This is a genomic window from Corynebacterium striatum (genome assembly GCF_016728105.1).
Taxonomy (GTDB): Bacteria; Actinomycetota; Actinomycetes; order Mycobacteriales; family Mycobacteriaceae; genus Corynebacterium; species Corynebacterium striatum.
On the sequence record NZ_CP068158.1, the window covers coordinates 2,239,030 to 2,264,199 of the forward strand.

At 59.6% G+C, this 25,170-nt stretch carries 20 protein-coding genes; 12 read left to right on the plus strand and 8 right to left on the minus strand.

Translation table 11 applies throughout. The features are described 5' to 3' along the window. Positions 1 to 80: 80 nt before the first annotated feature. The 3 genes from I6I72_RS10510 to I6I72_RS10520 all read left to right on the plus strand — a co-directional run bounded on the left by I6I72_RS10510 (position 81) and on the right by I6I72_RS10520 (position 3,203). Positions 81 to 680 (plus strand): ATP-dependent Clp protease proteolytic subunit, encoded by a 600-nt coding sequence (locus tag I6I72_RS10510; protein WP_005531783.1) that lies wholly within the window; start codon positions 81 to 83, stop codon positions 678 to 680. Positions 681 to 701: 21 nt separating this feature from the next. After that, positions 702 to 1,325 (plus strand): ATP-dependent Clp protease proteolytic subunit, encoded by a 624-nt coding sequence (locus tag I6I72_RS10515; RefSeq protein ID WP_005531782.1) that lies wholly within the window; start codon positions 702 to 704, stop codon positions 1,323 to 1,325. Positions 1,326 to 1,703: 378 nt separating this feature from the next. Next, positions 1,704 to 3,203, plus strand: coding sequence for a peptide MFS transporter (locus I6I72_RS10520; RefSeq protein WP_005531781.1), 1,500 nt, complete (start codon positions 1,704 to 1,706; stop codon positions 3,201 to 3,203). Here the strand turns inward: I6I72_RS10520 and fabG are convergent. Both fabG and I6I72_RS10530 read right to left on the minus strand, forming a co-directional pair. Continuing rightward, complete coding sequence (gene fabG / locus I6I72_RS10525; RefSeq protein WP_049146670.1) at positions 3,200 to 3,964, minus strand: 3-oxoacyl-ACP reductase FabG; 765 nt, start codon at positions 3,962 to 3,964, stop codon at positions 3,200 to 3,202. The genes I6I72_RS10520 and fabG overlap by 4 nt on opposite strands. Positions 3,965 to 4,023: 59 nt before the next feature. Beyond that, positions 4,024 to 5,313 carry an MFS transporter gene (locus I6I72_RS10530; RefSeq protein ID WP_236592619.1) on the minus strand — a complete coding sequence of 430 codons (1,290 nt, stop codon included), beginning with the start codon at positions 5,311 to 5,313 and terminating at the stop codon, positions 4,024 to 4,026. 388 nt (positions 5,314 to 5,701) lie between these two features. On the opposite strand from I6I72_RS10530, the gene clpX reads away from it, so the two are divergent. Beyond that, complete coding sequence (clpX, locus tag I6I72_RS10535) at positions 5,702 to 6,997, plus strand: ATP-dependent Clp protease ATP-binding subunit ClpX (RefSeq protein WP_005531777.1); 1,296 nt, start codon at positions 5,702 to 5,704, stop codon at positions 6,995 to 6,997. 88 nt (positions 6,998 to 7,085) lie between these two features. Here clpX and I6I72_RS10540 read toward each other — a convergent pair whose 3' ends face one another. Beyond that, on the minus strand, positions 7,086 to 7,844 hold the full coding sequence (locus tag I6I72_RS10540; RefSeq protein ID WP_049146668.1) for a TetR/AcrR family transcriptional regulator: 759 nt from the start codon (positions 7,842 to 7,844) through the stop codon (positions 7,086 to 7,088). A 274-nt stretch (positions 7,845 to 8,118) separates the two neighbouring features. Here I6I72_RS10540 and I6I72_RS10545 point away from each other — a divergent pair, with 274 nt between their 5' ends. Then, positions 8,119 to 9,084, plus strand: coding sequence for a malate dehydrogenase (locus tag I6I72_RS10545; RefSeq protein ID WP_201806856.1), 966 nt, complete (start codon positions 8,119 to 8,121; stop codon positions 9,082 to 9,084). 5 nt (positions 9,085 to 9,089) lie between these two features. Here the strand turns inward: I6I72_RS10545 and panC are convergent, their stop codons facing one another. Beyond that, positions 9,090 to 9,920: a pantoate--beta-alanine ligase gene (gene panC / locus I6I72_RS10550; RefSeq protein WP_201806858.1), complete on the minus strand. Its 831-nt coding sequence runs from the start codon at positions 9,918 to 9,920 to the stop codon at positions 9,090 to 9,092. Between the two features lie 6 nt (positions 9,921 to 9,926). Then, the gene (gene panB, locus I6I72_RS10555; protein WP_149721452.1) at positions 9,927 to 10,766 is read right to left on the minus strand and encodes a 3-methyl-2-oxobutanoate hydroxymethyltransferase; all 840 of its coding nucleotides are present in this window, start codon (positions 10,764 to 10,766) and stop codon (positions 9,927 to 9,929) included. A 49-nt stretch (positions 10,767 to 10,815) separates the two neighbouring features. On the opposite strand from panB, the gene I6I72_RS10560 reads away from it, so the two are divergent. Genes I6I72_RS10560 through I6I72_RS10570 form a run of 3 tightly spaced genes read left to right on the plus strand, consistent with a single transcriptional unit; the run spans position 10,816 to position 15,652 of the window. Further along, on the plus strand, positions 10,816 to 13,641 hold the full coding sequence (locus tag I6I72_RS10560; protein ID WP_149721457.1) for a valine--tRNA ligase: 2,826 nt from the start codon (positions 10,816 to 10,818) through the stop codon (positions 13,639 to 13,641). Beyond that, on the plus strand, positions 13,641 to 15,176 hold the full coding sequence (folC, locus tag I6I72_RS10565) for a bifunctional tetrahydrofolate synthase/dihydrofolate synthase (protein WP_049146662.1): 1,536 nt from the start codon (positions 13,641 to 13,643) through the stop codon (positions 15,174 to 15,176). Before I6I72_RS10560 ends, folC begins: the two co-directional genes overlap by 1 nt. Then, the gene (locus tag I6I72_RS10570; RefSeq protein WP_049146660.1) at positions 15,173 to 15,652 is read left to right on the plus strand and encodes a DUF4233 domain-containing protein; all 480 of its coding nucleotides are present in this window, start codon (positions 15,173 to 15,175) and stop codon (positions 15,650 to 15,652) included. The genes folC and I6I72_RS10570 overlap by 4 nt, the downstream gene beginning before the upstream one ends. Before the next feature lie 91 nt (positions 15,653 to 15,743). On the opposite strand, the gene I6I72_RS10575 is transcribed toward I6I72_RS10570, so the two are convergent. Then, positions 15,744 to 17,819, minus strand: a complete 2,076-nt coding sequence (locus tag I6I72_RS10575; RefSeq protein WP_201806861.1) for an HtaA domain-containing protein — start codon at positions 17,817 to 17,819, stop codon at positions 15,744 to 15,746. Positions 17,820 to 18,039: 220 nt separating this feature from the next. After that, positions 18,040 to 18,366, minus strand: a complete 327-nt coding sequence (locus I6I72_RS10580) for an ArsR/SmtB family transcription factor (RefSeq protein ID WP_070420472.1) — start codon at positions 18,364 to 18,366, stop codon at positions 18,040 to 18,042. Positions 18,367 to 18,467: 101 nt separating this feature from the next. On the opposite strand from I6I72_RS10580, the gene arsB reads away from it, so the two are divergent. The 3 genes from arsB to ndk are packed head-to-tail and all read left to right on the plus strand — an operon-like array spanning position 18,468 to position 20,322. Beyond that, positions 18,468 to 19,529 carry an ACR3 family arsenite efflux transporter gene (gene arsB / locus I6I72_RS10585; RefSeq protein ID WP_049146675.1) on the plus strand — a complete coding sequence of 354 codons (1,062 nt, stop codon included), beginning with the start codon at positions 18,468 to 18,470 and terminating at the stop codon, positions 19,527 to 19,529. Positions 19,530 to 19,551: 22 nt separating this feature from the next. Continuing rightward, the gene (locus tag I6I72_RS10590; RefSeq protein ID WP_046646203.1) at positions 19,552 to 19,863 is read left to right on the plus strand and encodes a hypothetical protein; all 312 of its coding nucleotides are present in this window, start codon (positions 19,552 to 19,554) and stop codon (positions 19,861 to 19,863) included. Between the two features lie 48 nt (positions 19,864 to 19,911). Further along, positions 19,912 to 20,322 carry a nucleoside-diphosphate kinase gene (ndk, locus tag I6I72_RS10595; RefSeq protein ID WP_034657564.1) on the plus strand — a complete coding sequence of 137 codons (411 nt, stop codon included), beginning with the start codon at positions 19,912 to 19,914 and terminating at the stop codon, positions 20,320 to 20,322. A gap of 205 nt (positions 20,323 to 20,527) precedes the next feature. Here ndk and I6I72_RS10600 read toward each other — a convergent pair whose 3' ends face one another. Continuing rightward, positions 20,528 to 21,358, minus strand: a complete 831-nt coding sequence (locus I6I72_RS10600) for a hypothetical protein (protein WP_083287728.1) — start codon at positions 21,356 to 21,358, stop codon at positions 20,528 to 20,530. 214 nt (positions 21,359 to 21,572) lie between these two features. Between I6I72_RS10600 and I6I72_RS10605 the strand changes: the two genes are divergently transcribed. After that, positions 21,573 to 24,950 carry an Rne/Rng family ribonuclease gene (locus I6I72_RS10605; protein ID WP_201806877.1) on the plus strand — a complete coding sequence of 1,126 codons (3,378 nt, stop codon included), beginning with the start codon at positions 21,573 to 21,575 and terminating at the stop codon, positions 24,948 to 24,950. Positions 24,951 to 25,170: the final 220 nt, after the last annotated feature.

Here is a 25,170-nt window from a genome sequence, read left to right on the forward strand (position 1 = left end):
AGCGAACAGGGGCCCAATTTGAGAAGAATGTCGGTAAGGTGGGGCCAGTTAAAAATTCTTCAATTGAAGGAGCATCATTAATGTCTGAGAAGATTTCAATGAACTCATCCGCTACTGGTATGAGCCTGGGCGATAGCGTCTATGAGCGCCTCTTGCGCGAGCGCATTATCTTCCTGGGAACCCAGGTGGACGATGAAATCGCCAACAAGCTCTGCGCACAGATTCTGCTTCTGTCCGCTGAGGACCCAACTCGGGACATCTCCCTGTACATCAACTCCCCGGGCGGCTCCGTCACGGCGGGTATGGCTATTTACGACACCATGAAGTACTCGCCATGCGATATTGCCACCTATGGCATGGGCTTGGCAGCTTCCATGGGCCAGTTCTTGCTCTCCGGCGGCACTAAGGGCAAGCGCTACGCTCTGCCACACGCTCGCATCATGATGCACCAGCCTTCCGCTGGCGTGGGTGGCACCGCTGCTGACATCGCCATCCAGGCTGAGCAGTTTGCTCAGACCAAGCGTGAAATGGCGCAGCTGATCGCTGAGCACACCGGCCAGAGCTTTGAGCAAATCACCAAGGATTCTGACCGTGACCGTTGGTTCACCGCACAACAGGCCAAGGAATACGGCATCGTTGACCACGTCATCGAGTCCGTAAACGGCCCGATTAGCAACTAGGGAATAAGGAGAATTATCACTATGTCTAACCTTCAAATGCCTAATTCCCGCTACGTTTTGCCGGAATTCATCGAGCAGAACGCACAAGGCTCTAAGACCACCAACCCGTACTCCAAGCTTTTCGAAGAGCGCATCATCTTCCTTGGCACCCAGGTTGATGACACCTCGGCGAATGACATCATGGCGCAGCTGCTGGTCCTCGAGTCTCAGGACCCAGATCGCGACATCACCATGTACATCAACTCCCCGGGTGGCTCCTTTACCGCGCTGATGGCTATCTACGACACCATGCGCTACGTACGTCCTGATGTGCAGACCGTGTGCCTGGGCCAGGCTGCTTCCGCAGCTGCCGTCCTGCTGGCTGCCGGTGCACCGGGCAAGCGTGCGGCACTGCCGAACTCCCGCGTGTTGATTCACCAGCCACGCACCCAGGGCACCCAGGGCCAGGTTTCTGACCTAGAGATCGAGGCTAACGAGATCGAGCGCATGCGCCGCCTCATGGAGAACACCTTGGCTGAGCACACCGGCCGTACTGCGGAGCAGGTTCGCATCGATACCGATCGTGACAAGATCCTGACTGCCCACGAGGCAGTAGAGTACGGCCTCATCGATACCGTCTTTGATTACCGTAAGCTCAACGCTTAAAACGTAGTAATTGAGCCAAAGCCCTTGCACCGTATATGTGGTGCAAGGGCTTTAATCTTTTCAGTTCTATAGGTCTTGGAGTATCACCCAAGTCCGTCCTACGGGTGGATGTGTGACGGTTACCAAGGTGGTTTATGGGTTTGTGGGTTTAACACCTATGTGAGTAACCACAAGCGAGCTTTGTTACGTCGTCAAGAGTGAACGGCGGAAGTAGAAGTTGATGCTCCGGTTCGCGGTCTTTTCGGTTGCAAATATGCGTGTGAAAGTTTTCGCAGTGCAGGGCCGTGACGTGGAATTTTCTGCAGCTGCGTGCCTTAAAAATTATTTCGGGCAACCAACCGATTTGTTGCTACCGAGAATTAGTGCTCAACTATTTATATGTCAGATCACAATACGCAGTTGTCTGGTGCGACAGAACACAAAGCGGAGTCTGAAGAAAGACTGTTCTTCGGGCATCCGTGGGGCCTAGCCAACCTATTTGGCATCGAGATGTGGGAGCGTTTCAGCTTCTACGGCATGCAGTCGATCGTCTTGCTCTATATGTACTACTCCGTCACCGATGGCGGACTGGGCATGGACAAGACCGCTGCAACGTCCGTGGTTGGTGCCTACGGCGGTCTGGTCTATATGGCCTGCCTTCTGGCCTCTTTGGTTGCAGACCGAATTTTGGGCCCGGAGCGCACCCTGTTCTACTCCGCGAACCTGGTGATGCTCGGTCATATCGCCCTAGCGTTTATTCCGGACGTTACGGGTCTGGCGATTGGTTTGGTTCTCATAGCCATCGGTTCCGGCGGTGTGAAGACCACCGCCCAAGTGGTGCTTGGCTCGCTATATAGCCGTGATGACACCCGCCGTGACGGTGGTTTCTCCATTTTCTACATGGGGGTCAACATCGGCGCTCTATTCGGCCCGTTGATCACAACGATCATGTGGGGCTGGAAGGGATTCCACTGGGGCTTTGGCCTCGCGGCAATCGGCATGTTCGCGGGCCTGATTCAGTACACCCTGATGCGCAAGTCCACCATCAAGGATGCAGGCCACGAGGTCCCGAACCCTGCTAGCAGCAAACAGGTGCTGCTCGGCCTAGCTGCGGTCCTTGGCATCGCGGCAATTGCGGTAGTTTCCATCGCAACCGGCGTTATCAAGGTCGATTGGCTATCCAACATCGTCACTGCCGTTGCTCTGTTGGCGGCAATCGTATTGTGGTGCCAGATGTACTTCTCCGAGCTGGTTGATGCGGAAGAAAAGAAGCGTCTGCTGGGATTTATCCCTCTGTTTGTCTCTGGTGTTTTGTTCTTCGGTATCTTCCAGCAGCAGTTCACCGTCATGACCATCTATGCGGACGTGCGCTTGGACCGTAACGTCTTCGGCATCGAGATTCCGCCGTCACTCGTGCAGTCCTTCAACCCGATCTTCATCGTGATCTTCTCTGCGGTTTTCGCAACGATGTGGACCAGGCTCGGTAACCGTCAGTGGTCCACGCCGGTGAAGTTCGGTGCCGCCAACATCATCATCGGTATTTCTTTGTTCTTCTTCCTGCCGTACTCCGGTACCGGTGCAAATTCCACGCCGATGTTTGCCATCATTGGCATCCTCTTCCTGTTCACCATGGGCGAGCTTTTGCTGTCCCCGGTTGGTAACGCGCTTGCTACCAAGGTCGCGCCACGTGCCTTCCCCTCCCGCATGATGGCGGTGTGGATGATGGCCGTTGCCATGGGTACCTCCTTGGCTGGCTCCCTGGCTGGTTTCTACAACCCGGAGGATGCCACCGCAGAGAACACCTTCTTTATCTCACTTGGCGTGGCTTCCATCGTGCTGGGCGTCATCATTCTGGCTCTGAGCCGCTGGGTGGTCAAGAAGTTCGCTACCTTCCGCTAACGGGGAGGAAGGATAGCTTCGGGGGATTCGGGGAGGATTTGGCCGCCGTCGACAATGAGCGTCTGGCCGGTGATGTAGCTTGCTTCACGAGACGCAAGGAAGACGGCGGCATTTCCTATGTCGCGAGGGGTACCGAGGCAGTGCATCGGCACCGAGCGAGTCATCTGGTCTAGGTATTGCTGACCTTGGCCCTCCAGGCCTTCGGTCAAGATATTGCCCGGCAGTACGCCGTTGATGGTGATATTGTCACGTGCGACTTCGAGGGCTGCCGAGCGCATGAAGCCCTGCTGGGCGGCTTTCGACGCCCCATAGTGGGCCCAACCTGGGAAGCCAGTGTGGGAACCAGTGATGGAAGTCGTGATGACGATGCGGCCGTAGTTCTGCTTGCGCATAAAAGGCAGTGCTTCCTGGACCACCTTGAACGTGCCGTGGGTGTTGATGGCGAACATCGCCTCCCACTTTTCATCCGTCATCTCGTCCAAGGGGCAGTTGGGGAATACGCCCGCATTGGAACAGACGATGTCGATGCGGCTGTGTTTGTCCACCACAGTGCGGTAGAGCTCACGTATGGATTCACGGTCGGTGACATCTACCTTGAGGGTCTCCGCGCCGAGCTCGGCGGCAGTAGCTTGGGCGTGTTCTAGATCGATGTCAGCAATGACGACGTGTGCGCCTGCTTCGCGCAGCGCGGATACAATTCCGCGCCCGATGCCGGCGGCGCCACCGGTAACGATGGCAACTTGGTTCGTCAGGTCGAACATGATGGGGTCTCCTTCGGCTGGGAAGATGAAAAGCGGTTTCCACCTTCCCAGCGTAGAGGCTAAACCCGGCTGGTGAGAGGGGCGACGGAAAGCGCGGCGTCAGCAGGCGTAGAAGCTGGAGCTTCATCGGCGATCTTGGCGGAGTAGGCGCGCACACCGAAGAGGGAAAGTGCGGCGAGAAGCGCCGTTGCACCAGCGAGTGTGTACAGGCCCGTCGGAGTCCAGCCGGAGCTGAGGAGGTAGCCGGTGAGGATCGGGGCGAGCGTTGCCCCCACGCGTGCGATGCCGATCGCGGCGCCGGTACCCGTGGTGCGCAGTGCAGACGGGTAGGACTCTGGAGCAACCGTGTACAGGCCGGTGATGCAGGCATTCAAGGTGAGGCCCACGCCGACGCCCAGGGAGAACATCAGGGTCGGGACGGACGTGGAGAAAATGAACCCCACGAGCACGCCGGAGGCTACCAAGCACGAGACGATGAGCAGTGGGCGGGCATCGATCTTCGTGGTGAGGAATCCGAAGATGAGCGCACCGATGGTGCCGCCGATGGACAGCATGATGCCACCGATGACGCCCTGCTGCGCGGTGAGGCCTTCCTCCGTGAGCAGCTTCGGGGTCCACTGGGAAGTGAAGTTGTAGGCGAACATCACGAAAGAGAAAGCCAGCCACAGCTTGATGGTTGTGCGCACGAAGGAGGGGGAGAGGATGTCCTTGAAGGGAGCGCGCGGTTCTTCGTCCTTGGTGGCGCGGACGGTGACCTCGCCCTTGAGACCCAACTTGGCGGCGATTGAGCGAACCTTGTCCATACGGCCGCGGGCGGCCAGGAAGTCAGCGGACTCGGGAACGAAGAGGACGGTCAGTGCGATGGCGACGACGGTAAGGCCGGCACCTACCCAGAAGATGGCCTGCCAACCGTAGGACGGCGCCACGGCCGATGCGATGACGCCGCACAAGGAAGCGCCCAGGCCGTAGCCGGAGGCATAGATTGCCACCGCCAGGCCACGGAAGCGGAGATTCGAGTATTCGCTGACCAAGACGGTGACGCAGACGAGCACGCCGCCGACGCCGATGCCGGTGAGAACGCGGAAGATGAAGAGCAGAGCGAAAGTCGGGGCGAAGACCGTGGCAACTAGGCCCACCAAGTCGATGAAGAGCGAGATGGTGATAAGGCGTGTACGGCCCACACGGTCGGCGGTCGGGGCAAGGAAGAGGGAACCCAGGCCGATGCCGATGAGGGCGGCGGAGAGCAGCCAGCCGAGCTGGACGTCACTCAAGGTGAAGGCTTCGGCCACCTGGCCGGCGCCGAATGCCATCGCGACCGTGTCATAGCCGTCGAGAGCGTTGAGGTACAAGGCGATGAAAATGACAGACCATTACCGCAATCCCATAGGGGAGCCGTCGATGGGCTTAAGAATATCCATGCGTGCTGCAACCTTTGCGTTTGTTTTAAAGATATGACTTAGGGCCTTTTCGAGAGACCCTGATTGCTTGCGGACAAGGTACTGGACAGCTTGGTCTATGTCTACGGAGCAGCTTTTTAAATTCAGGACCGGCCTTGGAGGGGTCTTAAGCAAAGGTTGAGGCTGCGCCACGCGGAGGAATGAATGAGGGTCGTGTCGTGTTGATTTACTAAGGTGGAGATATCTGTGGGACGCGCCTTCTGGGTGTGCAGGATACGAGTACTCTCCGCATCGGAATCCGCCCACCTCAAGTTGAAGAAAAGCGAGTGGAAAGACCTTAATGGCACGTATGCAAGAAAGCGCTGACCTGCTCAAGTGTTCCTTCTGTGGCAAGAGCCAGAAGCAGGTGAAAAAGCTCATCGCCGGCGGCGGTGTCTACATCTGTGATGAGTGCATTGAGCTGTGCAACGAGATTATCGAAGAAGAGCTCGGCGCCGCTGCGGCTGCTGAGACCGCGGACAAGGAAGTAAAACTTCCCCGTCCGTCGGAGATTTCTTCCTTCCTCGACAAGTACGTCATAGGCCAGGATCAGGCTAAGCGTGTGCTTGCAGTGGCTGTGTACAACCACTACAAGCGCATCAAGGTAGAAGAGACCGCGGGCCTTGAAGGGCGCCGCAAGAAGGTCGAAGATGAGAACGTAGAGATTGCTAAGTCCAACATTTTGCTGCTTGGTCCCACCGGTTCCGGTAAGACCTACCTGGCGCAGACTCTGGCGCGCATGCTCGACGTCCCGTTTGCCATTGCGGACGCAACCAGCCTTACCGAGGCGGGCTACGTGGGCGAGGACGTGGAAAACATCCTCCTCAAGCTGCTCCAGGCGGCGGACTTTGATGTGGAGCGCGCACAGCGCGGCATCATCTACGTCGACGAGGTGGACAAGATTTCCCGCAAGTCTGAGAATCCCTCGATCACGCGTGACGTCTCCGGCGAGGGTGTGCAGCAGGCGCTGCTGAAGATCCTCGAGGGCACCGTCGCTGCGATTCCGCCGCAGGGTGGGCGCAAGCACCCCAATCAGGAGTTCATCCAGCTGGATACCTCCAACATTCTCTTCATCGTCGCCGGTGCGTTCGCAGGCCTGGATAAGGTCATCGCGGAGCGCGTGGGCAAGAAGGGCGTGGGCTTTGGCGCCAAGCTGGAGACTGCGGACGAGCGCGAGAAGCTCGACCTCTTCTCCGAGGTTCGCCCTGAGGACCTCGTGAAGTTTGGCCTCATTCCTGAGTTCATCGGCCGTCTGCCCATCGTGGCTACCGTGGATAACCTTGACCGCGAGTCCTTGGTCAAGGTCTTGGTCGAGCCGAAGAATTCACTGGTCAAGCAGTACCAGCGCCTGTTCGAGATGGACGGCGCGGAGCTCGTCTTCGAGGACGGGGCATTGGGTGCTATCGCGGAGCTCGCGCTCGAGCGTAAGACCGGTGCACGTGGTCTGCGCGCGATCATGGAAGAGCTGCTGGTACCCATCATGTACGAATTGCCTGACCGCGAAGACATCACTGCGGTCCACATCACCGAGGCCTGCGTGAAGGGCGAAGATGAGCCAAGCTTTGTCTACACCGACGCTGAAAAGGAATCCGCCTAAGGGCAGATGGCTTTAAGGGGCCGCAGATCACTTAAGATCTGCGGCCCTTTAGGCATAAAGCTAAAGAGCAAAGGTTTAGGTGTAGATGTCAGACCCCGCTCTGGTCTTCGTCGCTGGAGTAGATATCTTGTGGGATTGAGTCGTTGTCTTCCACCGAGGCTCCCGTGGACAGATAAGAGCTGTACCCCGAGTCCGGGATGTTTGCGGTGAGGAAGGCCAAGACTGCGTCGACTGCCATGCGGTGCATACCCTCGGTGTTTTCTGGGCTGTGCATGTCGATATCCAGCAGGTTCTGCATCATTGAACGGTTGGTTACGCGGTACATCGTTAGCGACGCAATGAGCGTGAAGATGTCATTGGCGGAAATACCCGGGCGGAACGCACCGGAATCCTGACCCAGCATGAGTAGCTTGTCGAGGTGCAGGGAGACTTCAGAGACGTCGATGAGCGCCTGGCCCGTCTCCAAAGCGCCTGTGGAGGTTTCCATGGTCATCATGCGGATTGCTTCAGGGTGCTCAACGTGCTGCTTGAACAGCCAGTCAACTAGCGTGCGGACGCCTTCTACTGGGACGGCTGAATCAATGTCGAGAGAACCCGCCGGCGGGTTGAGGCGCCGCGCGGCCGTGCTCAGAGCCTGCTGGTAGAGCCCCTTCTTGTCGCCGAAGTGGTAGTGGATCATGCGCTTGGACATGCCAGCGAGGCGGGAGATATTGTCCAACTTTGCGTCAGCAAAACCCAACTCAGAAAACTGCTCGATGGCTACGTCGATGACTCGCTCGACGGAGCCTGAGAGTTCGGCGGTGCCGACGGAATCGGTCGAAGCCGAATCAGTGGCGTCCATGGTCATAATTTTTACGTCCTTGATGTCCTATGTCAGTACGAATCTTTCCCAGATTCTTCTCTTTTCCTCCTCCTATAGTGCCGAAAAACAAACATTTCCGAGATTCAAGTAAGAATAAAGTCGCGAACTGCGGGACATTCGGGGGTAGTTTGGTGGAAATTGTGATTAAGGATGACTCCGAAAGAGGGGAGTTGTCCACGACACGTTCGGGCAAAAGAGGGCTAGTGTGGGGATTGAAGAACGCCATTTCTGGCACCGCTTTTCCTTAGGAGGACTGAACATGACCCAGGCCGCTAATCAACCAGTGAAGATCACCGTCACCGGTGCAGCCGGCAACATTGCGTACTCACTTTTGTGGCGTATTGCTGCTGGCGACGTCTACGGCAAGGACACCCCAGTAGAGCTCGCGCTGTTGGAGATCCCGCAGGCCGTCGGCGCTGCAGAGGGCGTTGCCATGGAGCTGGCCGACTCCGCCTTCCCGCTTCTGCGCGGCATCACCGTCACCGATGATCCGGACGTAGCTTTCAAGGACACCAAGGCTGCCTTCTTGGTTGGTGCACGCCCGCGTTCCAAGGGGATGGAGCGCGCCGACTTGCTTGAGGCAAACGGTGCCATTTTCACGGTCCAGGGCAAGGCTATCAACGACAACGCTGCACGCGATGTCCGCGTGCTCGTCGTGGGCAACCCAGCAAACACCAACGCCTTCATCGCAGCAAACAGCGCGCCGGACCTTGACCCGAGCCAGTTCAACGCGTTGATGCGTCTGGACCACAACCGCACCCTGAGCCAGCTCTCGCTCAAGACGAGCCGCCCCACCGCTGAGTTCACCAAGGTTGCCGTATGGGGCAACCACTCCGCCACCCAGTTCCCAGATCTCACCTACGTCAACGAGGAAGTGGATCAGGACTGGTACACCGGCGAGATGATCCCCAAGGTGGCTAACCGTGGAGCAGAGATCATCGAGGTGCGCGGTCACTCTTCCGCTGCCTCTGCTGCCTCCGCAGCGGTGGACCACATGCATGACTGGATCCACGGCACCGAAGACTGGCGCACCGCAGCCGTAGTCTCTGACGACTCTTATGGCGTGGACGAGGGCCTCATCTTCGGCTTCCCCACCGTGGCCAAGAACGGAACCTGGGAGATCGTCCAGGGGCTGGAACTCAGCGATTTCCAAAAGGAGCGCATCCAGGCCAACGTGGAGGAGCTGCGCTCCGAGCGTGAGGCAGTCCAGCACCTTCTCAAGTAAGAGGGTTAGAGCTCGAGATTATCGATAAGCCGCACCGGGCCCACGTGTGCGGCAACCAGCGCTAGAGCCGGGCGGGCACTAACGTCCACCGGCTTAAGCGTTTGTGGATCCACCACCGTGAGGTAATCCACTCGCACGCCATCGCTTGCATCTAGGGCTTTGGACGCTTCCTCCACGGAGTTGAAATTGCCGTCCCGCAGGCCAAAGAGGGTGCGCGAGAGTGCAAGGGCCTGCGTACGCTCGGCGTCGTTTAGGCGCTGGTTGCGGCTCGACTCAGCCAAGCCATCCGCTGCGCGCACGATGGGCGCAGCCACCAGCTTAACGGGGAAGTCCAAGTCTGCGACCATCCGGCGCAGCACCGCTACCTGCTGGGCATCCTTTTGCCCAAAGTATGCGCGGGTGGGGCGCACCAGATTAAACAGCTTCGAGACCACCGTAGCCACGCCGTCGAAGTGCCCTGGCCGAGAGGCGCCTTCCAGCACCTCACCCATGGCCCCGGTGCGTACCCACGCTAGCGGGGTGCCACTCGGGTACATCTCCTCCACGCTCGGAGCGAAGACAACATCGGCGCCTAGTGATTCCGCGAAGGCCGCGTCTGCCTCCACGTTGCGTGGATAGTTCCGGAAGTCGTCGCACTCGCCCAAATCGCTAAACTGCAGCGGATTGACAAAGACTGAGACCACGACGACGTCGTTAGCTTCCCGCGCCGCCTTAATCAGCGAGCCATGGCCTGCATGCAGCGCGCCCATCGTGGGCACGAGACCCACGCTGCGGCGTTGACCATCCTGCTGCGCACGAAACTCAACGAGTTCTTTTTTAGTAGTGAATACCTGCACGGTTACTTAACCTTCTTTCACAGAGTCGCTAAAGGACTCTGCCTCGTTTGGAAACTTACGCTCAGCCACGTCGGCGGCATAGGCGCGGGCGGCGTCGGAAAGCACGGTGCGCAAGTCCGCGTACTGGCGCACAAAGCGCGGCGTCTTGCCCGCGCCCATGCCAAAAGCATCGGTCCAGACCAGAATCTGCCCATCGCAGGCATTGCCCGCGCCGATGCCGATGGTGGGGATGGAGACCTCCTTGGTCACCTGCGCCGCGAGCTCAGCCGGAACCATCTCTAGTACCACGGCGAAGGCGCCTGCGGTGGCAACAGCCTGGGCGTCGGCAAGCAAAGGCCCCGCCGCCTCGCCACGGCCCTGCACTACGAAACCACCCAGCGCATGCACCGACTGCGGGGTGAACCCGATGTGCGCGCACACCGGAATGCCCGCGGCAACCAAAGCGGAAATCGTCGGCGCAATCTCCTTGCCACCCTCAATCTTGACCGCCTGCGCGCCCGTCTCCTTCAGCATGCGCACCGCCGAGCGCAAAGCCTGCGCCGGGGATTCCTCATAGGAACCAAAAGGCAGATCCACCACCACGAAGCTGCGGGAGGTGGCCTCAACCACCGCGCGCGTGAGCGGAATCATCTCCTCCATGGTCAGCGAGAGCGTGGTCTCGCGGCCCAAAACCACGTTGGACAAGGAATCGCCCACCAAAAGCAAGTCGATTCCCGCCTCATCGAATACCGCGGCGGTCATGCAGTCATAGCTGGTCAAACAAGAAAAGGGTGCGCCCTTAGCCTTTGCCTTGGCAAAGAAACGAGTACGCAGGCGCGCCGGGGAAGTTCCAGAATGTGAAGACATGACAGACAATGTATTCAGCCGTCGGCGCCCGCGGTGCCGTTTTCGCCCAATGGGGGTGAAAAAGCCAGTTGACCGACAGGGTAGACTTGTCCGGGTGACTGAGCAGAACAACGCTGTAGATAAAGAGCAACTAGTAGGCACTAACCGTGCTGACGCGCTTCCGAAGTCCTGGGAGCCGCAGGCGGTAGAAAAGGACCTTTACGAGTCCTGGGTGGAAGCAGGCTACTTCACCCCGGATGCCACCAGCGAGGCAGAGCCTTATTCCATCGTGCTGCCGCCACCCAACGTGACCGGCCAGCTGCACATGGGCCACGCCCTAGACCACACCCTCATCGACTCCATCATTCGCCGCAAGCGCATGCAAGGTTATGCCACCCTGTGGCTGCCGGGTGCCGACCACGCGGGTATCGCCACCCAGACCAAGGTCGAGGCCAAGCTCAAGGAGACCGAGGGCAAGAAGCGCTGGGACTACGAGCGTGAGGAATTCATTTCCAAGGTCTGGGAATGGAAGGAAGAATACGGCGGCACCATCCAGAAGCAGATGCGTGCCATTGGTGACTCCGTGGACTGGTCCCGCGAGCGCTTTACCCTGGATGAGGGCCTGTCCCGCGCGGTCCAGACCATCTTTAAGCAGCTTTTCGACGCCGGCATGATCTACCAGGCACACCGCTTGGTCAACTGGTCCCCGGTGCTGGAGACCGCGGTCTCTGACATTGAGGTCGTGTACAAGGACGTCGAGGGCGAGCTCGTGTCCATCCGCTACGGCTCGCTAAACGACGACGAGCCACACCTCATCGTGGCCACCACCCGCGTGGAGACCATGCTTGGCGACGTCGCGATTGCTGTCCACCCCGACGACGAGCGCTACAAGGACCTGGTGGGACAGGAGTTTGCTCACCCCTTCCGCGAGGATCTCAAGCTCAAGGTCATCGCTGATGATTACGTGGACATGGAGTTCGGTACCGGTGCTGTGAAGATCACCCCGGCCCACGACCCGAACGACTACCAGATGGGCCTGCGTCACAACTTGGACATGCCGACCATCATGGACTCCACCGGTCACATCGCGAACACCGGCACCAAGTTCGATGGCCTGACCCGCGAGGAAGCGCGAGTCGCCATCCGTGAAGCTCTCGCCGAGCAGGGTCGCATCGTCAAGGAAATCCGCCCCTACGTCCACTCCGTGGGCCACTCGGAGCGCTCCGGCGAGCCGGTCGAGCCGCGCCTTTCCCTGCAGTGGTTCGTGGCGGTAGAAAAGCTGGCCAAGTACTCCGGCGACGCAGTGCGCGAGGGCGATACCAAGATTCACCCGACCTCCCTCGAGCCGCGTTACTTCGAGTGGGTCGATGACATGCACGACTGGTGCATCTCCCGCCAGCTGTGGTGGGGTCACCGCATCCCAATTTGGTACGGCCCGGAGACCACCGACGCCGAGGGCAACACCACCCGCGATATCGTCTGCGTTGGCCCCGACGAGGAGCCGCCAGCAGGCTACGAGCAGGATCCAGACGTTCTGGATACCTGGTTCTCCTCCGCACTGTGGCCATTTTCCACGCTGGGCTGGCCGGAAAAGACTCCGGACCTGGAGAAGTTCTACCCAACCAACGTGCTGGTTACCGCCTACGACATCCTGTTCTTCTGGGTCGCCCGCATGATGATGTTCGGCACCTTCGCTGGCGTCCAGACCCCAGAGCTGCTCAACGCTGGTGATGGCTCCGCGCGCGATGGCCGCCCGCAGATTCCTTTCCACGACATCTACCTGCACGGCTTGGTTCGCGATGAGCAGGGCCGCAAGATGTCGAAGTCCCTGGGCAACGGCATCGACCCGATGGACTGGGTACGCGACTATGGTGCAGATGCCCTGCGCTTTACCCTGGCCCGTGGCGCCAACCCGGGTGTCGACCTGCCGCTGGGCTCCGACGCCGCTGCGGCTTCGCGTAACTTTGCCACGAAGCTGTTCAACGCCACCAAGTTCGCGCTCATGAACGGCGCTGGCGTGGCGGAGCTGCCGGCCCGCGAGGAGCTGACCGACGCTGACCGCTGGATCCTGGACCGCGCCGAAGAGGTGCGCGTCAAGTTTGACGCCTACCTGGACGATTACCAGTTCTCCAAGGCTAATGAGCTGCTCTATCACTACATCTGGGATGAGCTGTGTGACTGGTACCTGGAGATTGCCAAGTCCCAGATTCCGCGCGACGTCGATTCGGCAGATACGTCAGACGCGGAGCGGCTGACCGGCCACAACACCCAGATCGTCTTGGGCCGCGTCCTCGACGTCGTCCTGCGCCTGCTGCACCCGACCATGCCTTTCGTCACCGAGGTCCTGTGGAAGGCACTTACCGGCGGCGAGTCAATCGTGATTGCCCCGTGGCCAACCGCGGCTGATACCAACGGTGGCGTGGCCACCGACGAGGTTGCCGCACGCCGCATCGCGGACGCCGACAAGCTCATCACCGAGCTGCGCCGCTTCCGCTCTGATCAGGGCGTGAAGCCTTCCCAGAAGGTTCCAGGTCGCCTGGACTTCGCCTCGGTGGACCTTGTAAGCCAGGAAAATTTGGTGCGCAACCTTGCTAACACCACGGTTCCGGGCGAGGGCTTCACCGCGTCCGCCTCCATCGAGGTTCGCCTGTCCCAGGGCACCGTCGAGGTCGCACTGGATACCTCCGGCGCAGTCGACGTCGAGGCCGAGCGCAAGCGCCTGGAAAAGGATCTGGCCAAGGCAAATAAGGAGCTCGAGCAGACCGGCAAGAAGCTGGCTAATGAGTCCTTCCTAACCAAGGCTCCGGACGAGGTCGTGGAGAAGATCCGCACCCGCCAGCAGGTGGCACAGGAAGAAGTCGACCGCATCACCGCACGCTTGGAGGCACTTAAGTAGTGGGCAAGCGAGAAGATCGCGAGGAATACGAACTCGTCGACGCCCTGCAGGAGGGCACTGAGGGCGGATCCGTGGAGATCACGGAGTCCGGCCTGCAGCTCAACCTCGGCATGGGCGCGGCAGACGAGTACGAGGAAGCCGCTCCCATCGAGGTCAGCCCGGAGGAACTGGAAGCGCTAGCGCTTGTCGACGCCGAGCTCAACGCCCGCGCGCCCGAAACCCAGATCGCTCCGAGTCTGGAACGCATCCAGGCGTTGATGGATTTGCTGGGTAATCCGGAGAAGTCCTTCCAGGTCATCCACGTCGCGGGCACGAATGGCAAGTCTTCGACTTCCCGCATGATCGACTCCTTGCTGCGTGCCTTCCACCGCCGCGTCGGATTGGTGACGAGCCCGCACCTACAGCTGGTCACCGAGCGCATAGGCATCGATGGCCGCCCGATTCACCCGCGTGACTTCGTGCGTATCTGGAATGAGATCAAGCCTTATGTGGAGATGGTGGACGCGCAGTCCGACATCCCGATGTCCAAGTTTGAGGTGCTCGTGGCGATTTCCTACGCGGCTTTCGCTGATGCGCCTGTCGACGTCGCCGTGGTCGAGGTCGGCCTCGGCGGCACCTGGGATGCCACCAACGTGGTCAACGCCGAGGTCTCCGTCATTATGCCGGTGGGCTTGGACCACACCGACTACCTAGGCGATACCCTCGCCGAGATCGCGGGGGAGAAGGCCGGCATCATCAAGGCACGCGACGTCGATGCGGACGATGTGTTGGCCCCGCGTGAGAACATCGCCATCATCGCCGAGCAGGAGCAGGAAGCCATGACGGTGATCCTGAACCGCGCGGTGGAGGTCGGCGCGGGTGTGGCGCGCTCCGGCAGCGAGTTCGCCGTGCTCGAATCTCGCATTGCGGTGGGCGGTCAGCAGCTCAACATCCAGGGCCTGGGCGGTCTTTATGAGGACATCTTCCTGCCGCTGCACGGCGAGCACCAAGCCAAGAATGCGGGCGTGGCGCTGGCTGCGGTCGAGGCCTTCTTCGGGGCATCGTCTGGCAAACCGCTCGATATTGCCACCGTGCGCACTGGTTTTGCCAAGGCTATTTCGCCCGGCCGCCTAGAGCGCGTGCGCACCAGCCCCACGACCTTCATCGATGCATGCCACAACCCGCACGGCGCCAAGGCGTTGGGTGCGGCACTGGATCGCGACTTCGACTTCGCACGTCTCATCGGCGTGCTCGGCATCTTCGAGGACAAGGACGCCGAAGGCATCCTCACCGCGTTGGAGCCTTACCTGACGGAGGTTGTCATCACGCAGAATTCTTCACCTCGTGCACGTGATGCCTATGAGCTTGCGGAACTTGCTCGCGATATCTTCGGCGAGGAGCGCGTCTACGTGGAGCCTGATCTGCCCGGTGCTTACGCGCAAGCAGTGGAGCTTGCGGAGGATGCGGAAGTTCAGTCCGGCTCAGGTATCGTCATCACGGGTTCAGTCGTCACCGCTGGCGACGCCCGCGCGATGTTTGGAAAGGATCCCGCATGAGTGACTCTCGCCGCGACAGTGTGCCCAACAGGGTGCCCAACAGTGTCCCCGCTGAGGAAATCAGCCCCCTTGGCCTAGGTGAGGCCCCGGTCAAGGACCCGCTGAAGCAGTTCGGCGGAATGGTTGTGGCCAGCTCCCTGACCATGGAGCTGCTCACGCTGGTGCTCGCGTTGCCGCTGCTCTACAAGCTCTATGACGGCACCTTGTGGACGCCTTTCAATTACTCGGTGGTCATCGGCATGGCCGTGATTCTCTTGGTGAGCTTCGCGTTTATGAACAAGCCGTGGATTGTCAACGCCATGATTGCGCTGCACGTGCTGGCAATCGTCTTAGGCTTTATAATCCACTGGTCCATCGCCGCCATCATGATAATCTTCGGCCTGTTGTGGCTGATGGCCTCCTATATGCGTGGCATCATCGTCGAGCGCATGAAGCGCGGCTACCTCACCACCCAGCACCTCAATAAGTCGAGTTAAGTGTTGCGAGTTTAAGCACAGACGACGTCCTACGTGTCCTTCAGGGATTCACGCAGGACGTCTTTTGCTTGCATAACCAGGCTTTATCTGGTTAAAGCCCCAGCGTTCGCTGGACCTGGAGAAGGAATGAGTGCAGCGGCTTGATAGCACCGACTGCAACGGCGATTGCCGCAAAGAGGCCTAGCAGTACTGCGAGAGGAGTCCCTGCTGAAGAGGAAGGCGAAGGCTTCTTGGGCTTTTCTGGAGGTACCAGCTGCGGGGAGCTTTCAGTTGGAGGTACCGGCTGCGGGGAGCTTTCAGTTGGAGGTGTTGGCTGCGGGGAGCTTTCAGTTGGAGGTGTTGGCTGCGGGGAGCTTTCAGTTGGAGGTGTTGGCTGCGGGGAGCTTTCAGTTGGAGGTGTTGGCTGCGGGGAGCTTTCAGCTGGGGGCACCGGCTGCGGGGCCGGTTCTTTGGCCGCAGTATCCACGCGGCGCAGCACATAATACTCCTCATAATCTCCGCGCGATTCATCGAGGGTGGGGACAAAAATGGCTCCGTCCTTGCGGGCGATGAATGAGCCATTGGCCACGTTGGTTGTTTCGCGGCCGTTTGGAAGGGTGAAGGAAGCAGTGGTCTCAAACGTTCCCGGCTTGAGCCAGTTGAGATCCCCTGTTGCGCCATTTTGTTGAATCGGCGTGCCTTCGGCGTCGAAAGCTAGCGACGCCCAGCCCGGGAGCACTGAGCGCGTGGGCTCGGTTACGGCTACTACATCGCGCTGGGCAGCATCGTAGCGCAGGATCTGTGCCACGGCGGAGGCCCGGTTCGGATTCTTGTCGAAGCGGTAGATGGTGGAGCCATCGCTAACCAATGAGTTCATGTACAAAGTGTTGTCGCCGTGGCGTGAGCCCTTCATAAACTTTGCTCGGTCACCGACCTCAGTAGCGGAGGGCTTGATTGAATAGAGCAGCCCCTTCGCGGATTTGTCCTCGTTGTCGAGCATGATGTCAACGGAACCGTTGTACAAGAAAGTTCCATCTTCCATGGGCACGAGTTCCGCGTTGTCTTTGGGACTAAAGATATTGCCCCATGCGCCGCCGGAAGCTGGGGTATCGCCAAAGAGCTGCGCGGCGTCGGGAAGCTCTGCTTCGTGGAACGAACCTTTGGTACCGGTGACCAAAGTTGCGCTGGTAAAGGAATAATCCTTGCCGGTAGCTACTGCGGCTACGGTGTCAGTCTCTGGGTGGTATCCCACGGCGTAGATGGGCTGGGAAGCAGTGAAGACGGTGCGTGGCTCGGACAATGAATCAGCGGTGACGTCCACTGCCTTCAAGTCGTAGCCCTCGCCGTAGTAAAGCACCGAATGCTGGGAATCGAAGGTCACGATGTTGCGGTCGGTCGTGGCTGCGGGGCGGGAAGCGAGCTCTTTAAGCTCCGAGTTGAGGAGCGCAAAACCGTGTCCGTTGGGCATGGAGACGATGATGTTCTGGCCGGCTTCAAAAAGCTGGTGAACGCCATCGTCGTACTTTGCCTTCGAGTCCCATTGCGCGGTAGACAGCGTTGGCCCAGACGTATTGAGCGGAGCGGCCTCACCGGCATAGCTCAAGGAGACTGGGTCGAGGCCTTCGCCGTCAGTGTAGAACTCGCTGAACATGGTGTTTCCCTCGGGGGTTAGCGTCGATGCAATATTCGACCAATCGACGCGGCCGTTGGCTTCTCGCAGCGTTGCCGATTGAGGTTGGAGCTTCGCAATTTTTACCGGCTTTTCAGGGGCGAAGGTAGTGCCGGAGAGGTATTGGCGTGAGCTGACCGTCGCTTCGAGATACGACTCTTCCGGAGCGAGCACGACCTTGGGATCCTCGAAGTGGAGATCGAGGTCGCAGTGGCCTTCGAGCGGGTTCGATGCGTTTTTGCAGTACTTTCGGTAGACCACCGTGCCGTTGAATTGCGCTTCGGTTCGCTTCGCTGCCTTATCGACAGTGAGGTCGGTTAGTTCGAATTCGAAAGCGTTGCCTTTGCGCGTGGCGCCATCTTTGACCAAGGTGGCACCGCCGGTGTAGTTGTTGAAGCTGGCGCGGATTCCCCAGGTCAGGTGGCCGTCCGTGGCGGGGATAGCCAGAGCAGGTGGCGCAAGCGGAATAAGAGAAGCTGTCACTAGTGCGGCGAGAACTGTGCCACGGCGAGAAGTCATTGATCCTCCTTGGGAGAGAACGAAGATGAAAATTTAAAGTGTCAGTGGGAAGAGCCGAAAATGGATCTCACTGGCGTGAATAAATTAAGCACACCTAACGTAGGTAAAGCTAACCTTAGTGTGCCGTGGGGGTGGCGCAAAGGGGTACCTTTACGGAAAATGCATAAGTTCCATTTGGTGGAGGGGCTGTGGGTGCCGCTGTTTGTGCCGGCTGGAGCGACTAACCTAGGTCGAGCACTGCCCGCAGCTCTGCAAAGGCTGCGGGCACAACTGTATGAGTGACGGTGCGGCCGGTGCGTTCCTTCGTGAGCAGTCCGGCCTCGGTGAGTTTCTTTAGGTGATGGGATACGGTGGGCTGGCTGAGCCCGCTAGATTTGGTGAGGTCATTGACACTGACTGGTCCGCAGCCTTCCGTCGCCAGCTGGGAAAGCAGGCTTAGGCGGGCGGGGTCGCCCAATATTTTGAATAGCTGGGCGTACTTCTGCGCTTCTTCGGCAGTTAGCGGATTCGCGCCCAGTGCGCAGCATTCTTGGTTGGGGGAGGGCATGCACCCATTATATATTGACGACTGCCGATAGAACGGCTTATGTTCATATCGATAGGAATCGATATGAAAGGTAAGCTGTGACCACTCAAGCCGCGGAGAAAATGTCCGTGAAACTGTCAATTCTTGACCGCTTCCTGCCGTTGTGGATCTTGCTCGCGATGGGGTTCGGTCTTCTGTTAGGCAATGCCGCGCCGGGGCTTTCCGACGCCCTCGATAGCGTCAAGGTAGGCAGCATCTCCATTCCCATCGCGCTTGGCCTCCTCGTCATGATGTACCCGCCGCTGGCCAAGGTTCGCTATGACAAGGCTGCTGAAATCGCGGCCGACAAGCGCTTGATGACGGTCTCGCTCATTCTCAACTGGCTGGTGGGCCCGCTGGTGATGTTCACCCTGGCGTGGCTGTTCCTGCCTAACGACGCCGAGCTGCGCACCGGCCTCGTCATCGTCGGCCTTGCCCGCTGTATCGCCATGGTCTTGGTGTGGACTGATCTGTCCTGTGCCGACCGCGAAGCCACCGCAGTGCTGGTGGCCATCAACTCCGTGTTCCAGGTTTTCATGTTTGGTGTCATGGGCTGGTTTTATCTCCACATTCTTCCTTCCTGGCTGGGCCTTGAAACCACCTCCGCCGAGTTCAGCTTTTGGGCGATTGTGACCTCAGTTCTGTTATTTCTCGGTATCCCCCTGCTGGCAGGCGTGCTAAGCCGCATCCTGGGAGAGAAGTTCAAGGGGCGTCAGTGGTACAACGACGTCTTCATCCCACGCATCTCGCCGCTGGCTCTCATCGGCTTGCTCTACACCATCGTCCTGCTCTTTGCCCTGCAAGGAAAGCAGATCTCCTCTGAACCATGGTCCGTGGTGAAGGTGGCAATTCCACTCTTCCTCTACTTCGTGGTGATGTTTAGCGTGGCGCTGGTGACGGCCAAGCTAAGCGGCATGAACTACGCGCAGGCGGCTGCCGTGTCCTTCACTGCCGCCGGCAACAACTTCGAGCTGGCCATCGCCGTCTGCATTGGCACTTTTGGCGCGGCTTCCGGCCAAGCCCTCGCTGGTACGGTGGGTCCCTTGGTAGAGGTCCCCGTCCTCGTGGCCTTGGTCTACGTGATGCTGTGGATTGGTCCCAAGTTCTTTGCTGGCGACGCCACGCTCCCGCAGCGCCGCGGCTAGTCTCGCCGTAAACTGAGCAACCATGCGCTATCTCTACTTCGCATTGGCGGCCTTGGGCTGCATCGCTGCCCTCATCTTGCGTGCCATGACCGGCCAGCCGTGGGCGCCCCTCGTGGCCCTCGTTGCTGCAGCCGTGTTCCTAGTTCTGGGGCTTATGCAATCGGCTAAGCCAGCCGCTGCGGTCTCTGTGGAAGACCTTGACGAATCCCAGCGTGAGGAGCTTCGCCGCCTGCTTGACAACGGTCAGTTTGGCACGGCGGTCAAGCAAGTTCAGCTGTGGTTTAAAGGGGTGGGATACGAGCACGCCGAGGAAATCGTGCGACAGCTCACTTAAACCCCCTAGCGCAAGACGATGCGCCATTGCTTTAGTACTATGTCACCCATGACTGAACGTACACTCATTCTCATCAAGCCGGACGGCGTTAAGAACGGCCACATCGGCGAGATCATTGCCCGCATCGAGCGCAAGGGCCTCAAGCTGGTTGCTATGGATCTGCGCGTTGCAGACGAGGCTACCGCTAAGAAGCACTACGCAGAGCACGAGGACAAGCCATTCTTCGGCGAGCTCGTTGACTTCATCACCTCCGCACCGCTCGTTGCCGGCGTTGTCGAGGGCGAGCGCGCCATCGAGGCGTGGCGTCAGCTGGCCGGCGGCACCGACCCAGTTTCCAAGGCCACCCCGGGGACCATCCGCGGTGACTTCGCTCTGACCGTTGGCGAGAACGTCGTCCACGGTTCCGACTCCCCAGAGTCCGCAGAGCGCGAGATCTCCATCTGGTTCCCGAACCTGTAAAGCATCTAGCTTTTTAGCCCGCACTCGCTTGGCGAGTGCGGGCTTTCCTCGTGCTTGGCGTCCCCTCTCTTTCGCTTTCTCTTTCGCTGATGCCGTATTTGCACCGCGTTGGCGCAATTTGCCAAATATGCCGCCAAAACCACCCCATTTCAGCGCACTATTTGGCAAAATGCGCGGCCCAAGCCTTAGCGGCCCCAGCCCCCAACTAACGCGTCCGCGCCTCATGCATGCTCCGCACACCCAACTCGGTCAGCGTGACATCCCACGTGCGAGTGTTATCGGAATGGCGCACACCGCGCAGCTTCACCACGCCGACCTTTTCCAGCTCTCGTAGGCGCTCTTCCAACTCTGGCGTGGCACCCAACAGTTTGCTAAGGCGTGCCGCGGTCACCATGTTTCCCTCCACCGCACCTGCGGCCACAAGACACGAAATGATGTCTGCATGCTTTGTCACTGCATCGAGCGTGGTGACAGTGATTCCCTCAAGCGAAGTGGACTCCAAAGTCTTGCGGATCCTCCTGCGCCCCACGCGGTAGGGGCCATTCAGACTTGCCCACGCGCCTAGGGAGAAGGCCGGGACCAAGTAGATTGCCTTCACGACGCTCAAAAGGATAGGGGAGACGGTCACATCTGGGAGGAGTCCAAGGTCGTCCATGCCCCACAGGACGGGAGGCAGTGCAATGGGAAGAAACGGCCCGATGTACGCAAGCGAAGAGTAGTCGCCCGACTTGAATTCTTCGGGCGCGGCCTGAATGAGCTTCGGCTTTTTGCGAACAACGTTTATGCCCGCGGCAACCGTCAAGACGATGCAAATACCTACCAACACATACTGGCCGGGGTAATGCGGAAGATCGGAACTTGAGAGCGCAAAGGCCAGCGACAGGGGAACGCTCGTGATGAACAAATCTTTGATTGATGGTTCATTAAGCGCTCGTGCCTGCGCCACTGTGTGCGGTGTGTCCACAGGTTTGGCGACTTCCGCAGTGGCGTCTGCGCCTTCCTCAGGCCCCCCAGTGCGCTCATCGATTTCCGCCATGGTCAACAGGATAGATCACAAGAGCGTTCGGCAAAGCACAGACGAGAGCAAAGTTGTGCCAGAATGGACGGAAGAAAACTAAATAAAGCACCATACATTCCGGCTCCCTCGTGCGGCGGCGGTAACGAGTAGACGTTTGAAACAACAGTTACAGAAATCTTGTTGCCTGCGCCCGGGGATTGTGCCGCTGATTTTGTCAGGAGAACGTCACCGCATGGCGACTAAAAAGACTGAAACCAAGAAGAACGAAAACGCAAAAACTACAACTGAAAACCCGGTTTCCGCGGCGGCAGCATTTGCCCAAAAAGTAGACAGGGACAGCTTCGCCGCGAAGACCCGCCTCCACACCGTGGCCAAACAAATCGGTTTGAGCTCCAAAGAGCTCGCTGCCGAGTACGCAGAGCTCGGGCTCAAGAAGGTCGCTCAGTCCTCGCTGACCCCAGAAGAGATTGGTCAAGTCTTCGACGCCATCATCGCCAAGGCCGCTCCGGCCAAGGGCACTGACGCTGCTGCAGAAGCACCAGCTAAGAAGACCACGAAGCGCGCGGTCAAGAAATCCACCAAGAAGGCTGCTCAGGAGCAGACGGAAGACCCCACTGCTGACGAGAAGCTGCGCAACCGCGTTCGCAAGAATGTCGAGAACGAGATCTCCCAGATCGAGGAGAAAGTCGAGGCAGAGCTTGTCGACGCCGCCGAAGAGCAGCGTGAGGAGCACCAGGACCGTGAGACACGCCAGGACCGTGAGGTTCAGCAGGACACGGGCACTGTCGACGTCGAGAAGCTGCATGAAGCTCTCGTAGAGGCCGGCGATGACTTCGACGAGGACGACTACGCCCCAGTCATCACTCCGATGCCGGACGACGAGCCGGAAGTCTACGACTTCGCGCCGATTTTCATGGCGCCGAAGCTTGAGAAGCCAGCGCCGCGTGCGCAGCGCGAGGACCGCGAAGACGACGACTCTCACAAGGAAGAATCCCGCGGTGGCGGACGCCGTCGTGGCAGCCGTGGCACCTCCCGCGGTCGCGGCGGCAGTGATTCACGCCAAGACGCCCGAAACAACACCGATGAACCAGAGCTCATCGAAGAGCCAAAGGCAATCAAGGGCTCTACCCGGATTGAGGCGCAGCGTCGCCGTCGCGCAGAGCTGCGCGAGAAGGGGCGCGTGCGTCAGCACATCGTCTCCCAGGCAGAGTTCCTCGCACGTCGCGAGTCTGTTGAGCGCACTATGGTCGTCCGCGACAAGGAGCGCACCGACGGCGCCGGCATCATCACCCAGGTGGGCGTCCTCGAGGATGACCTCCTCGTCGAGCACTTCGTCACCACCGAGGCGCAAACTTCGCTCATTGGCAACATCTACCTGGGCCGCGTACAAAACGTCCTGCCTTCCATGGAGGCTGCCTTCATCGACATCGGACAGGGACGCAACGGCGTCCTCTACGCCGGTGAGGTGGACTGGCGTGCCGCGGGCCTTGGCGGACGCGGACGCAAGATCGAAAACGCACTCAAGTCCGGTGACCAAGTCCTGGTTCAGGTGGCTAAGGATCCAATCGGCCACAAGGGCGCACGTCTGACCACCCAGATTTCCCTGGCAGGCCGTTACCTGGTCTACGTTCCAGGTGGCCGCAGCGCAGGTATCTCCCGCAAGCTGCCTGTCCCTGAGCGCAAGCGCCTCAAGGGCATCCTCGAGCGCGTTATCCCGGGTGACGGCGGCGCCATCATCCGTACCGCTGCGGAGAACGTGTCAGAGGAAGCAATCGCAACTGACGTGAACCGTCTCCACAACTTGTGGGAGGACATCACCAAGCGCGCCGATCATGAGAAGTCCACCAAGGGCGCCAAGCCGGTCACCCTTTACGAAGAGCCGGACCTGCTGGTCAAGGTCGTCCGTGACCTCTTCAACGAGGACTTCACCAAGCTCATCGTTGATGGTCGCCGTTCCTACAACACCGTCAGCGCCTACGTTGATTCCATGGCCCACGACTTGGCCGACCGCGTGGAGAAGTACGACGCCCGCGAGCACGGTGGCGAGGACGCCTTCGTGACCTACCGTATCGACGAGCAGCTGCACAAGGCGCTCAGCCGTAAGGTGTGGCTGCCGTCTGGCGGCACGCTTGTCATCGACCGCACTGAGGCGATGACCGTCATCGACGTCAACACCGGCAAGTTCACCGGTTCCGGCGGCAACCTCGAAGAGACTGTCACCCGCAACAACCTGGAGGCAGCCGAGGAAATTGTGCGCCAGATGCGCCTGCGTGACTTGGGCGGCATGATCGTCGTCGACTTCATCGACATGGTCCTGCCTGAAAACCAGGAGCTGGTCCTGCGCCGCCTCAAGGAGGCTCTTGGCCGTGACCGCACGCGCCACCAGGTCTCGGAGGTCACTTCCTTGGGCCTGGTACAGATGACCCGTAAGCGCCTGGGCACTGGCCTCATCGAGACCTTTTCCACTGAGTGCGAGGCGTGCCACGGCCGAGGAATCATCATCCACGAGTACCCAGTGGATGAAGAGCAGGAAAATGACGCCCACGAACACAAGGGTCGTCGTCCGCGTCGCGAGCGCCGCAAGCCAGAACACGATCCCCAGCAGCACCCAGCTGCCGTGGCCATGCACCGCCACGAGGAAGCCGAGGAAGCCCGCGCGGCAGCTTCCAACGACGCTGAGTCTCATGTGGAACAGAAGACCTCCATCGAGGATCTCGTCGCCGGCATTATTGTCAACGATGACAAAGACGAAAAGCGCGAGCACAACGATTCTCAGGAGAACAACCGTAAGCAGCGCCGCGGCCGCCGCTCCCGCCGTTCTAACCGCCAAGAGGGCCACACATACAAGGAGCAACAGGACTCCGCGGATGACATCGCCCGCATCGGCTATGCAGCTGCCGATAATGCAGCTGAGCTTGACGACGTCGCCGAGTTCAACTCCTACGTCGCCGACGAGGAACCTCAGGTAGAAGCACAGGTTGAAAATCAAGAAAAGGAGCAGCGCGAAAACGAGGGCGCAAAGCGCTCTCGCGGCCGTGGCCGCCGTCGCAGTGCCCGTACCAACGCGTCCCGGAAATCCGAGCCGCAGAAGTCCGAGCCGCGGAAGTCTGAGCAGACCTACGAGGAAGCCGTAGCTGAGTTCGAGGCCTCCCCGCGTCGTAAGCGTCGCACCCGTGGCAACTCGCGTTCGGATCACCGCCCGCAGCCGCAGGACTTTCTATCGCCGGCTAAGCACCACTCCGAGGAAGCGAAGCCGGAGCAGAGGGCAGAGGATAAACCAAAGGCGGCAGCTAGGCGTGCGCGTGGTCGCCGCAGGGCAGTTCGCCACACCACAGTTAAGGCTCCACAGGCTGCAGTCGAGCAGGTGAAAACAGAGGAAACGCCGGCAGAGGAAACTAAGGTAATCCGCCGTGGTCGCAAGCGCGCTGTGCGTAAGGTCGTCGCCCGGAAGGCACCCCAGAATGGGGCAGGGGAGACGTCGGAAAGCGCAGCTCAGCCCAAGGAAAAGGCAAAGGTCGCCAAGAAAGCAGACAAGAAGCCAGAGGCGGCCGAAACCCCGAAGGTGGGAACACGCGGGCGACGCCGCGTAGCACGGCGCAGCGCAAAGTAGGTCAACGCCACGCGGGGCAGAAAATACGCGGTTTGTATTTTCTGCCCGTGGCGGGGTAGTCTTTGACAGTCGCTGTTTAGACCACGAATGCGCCTCGGCGGGTCGGGTCGCGGATTTCACGCGGGCTCCTGCAGGTGAGCGGCAGGTATAAACGCAATAAGTAATTGTCCATTCAGAAGTGGCTCACCCTGCTGCTTCTGAGCCGAGTTTAGATAAGGGG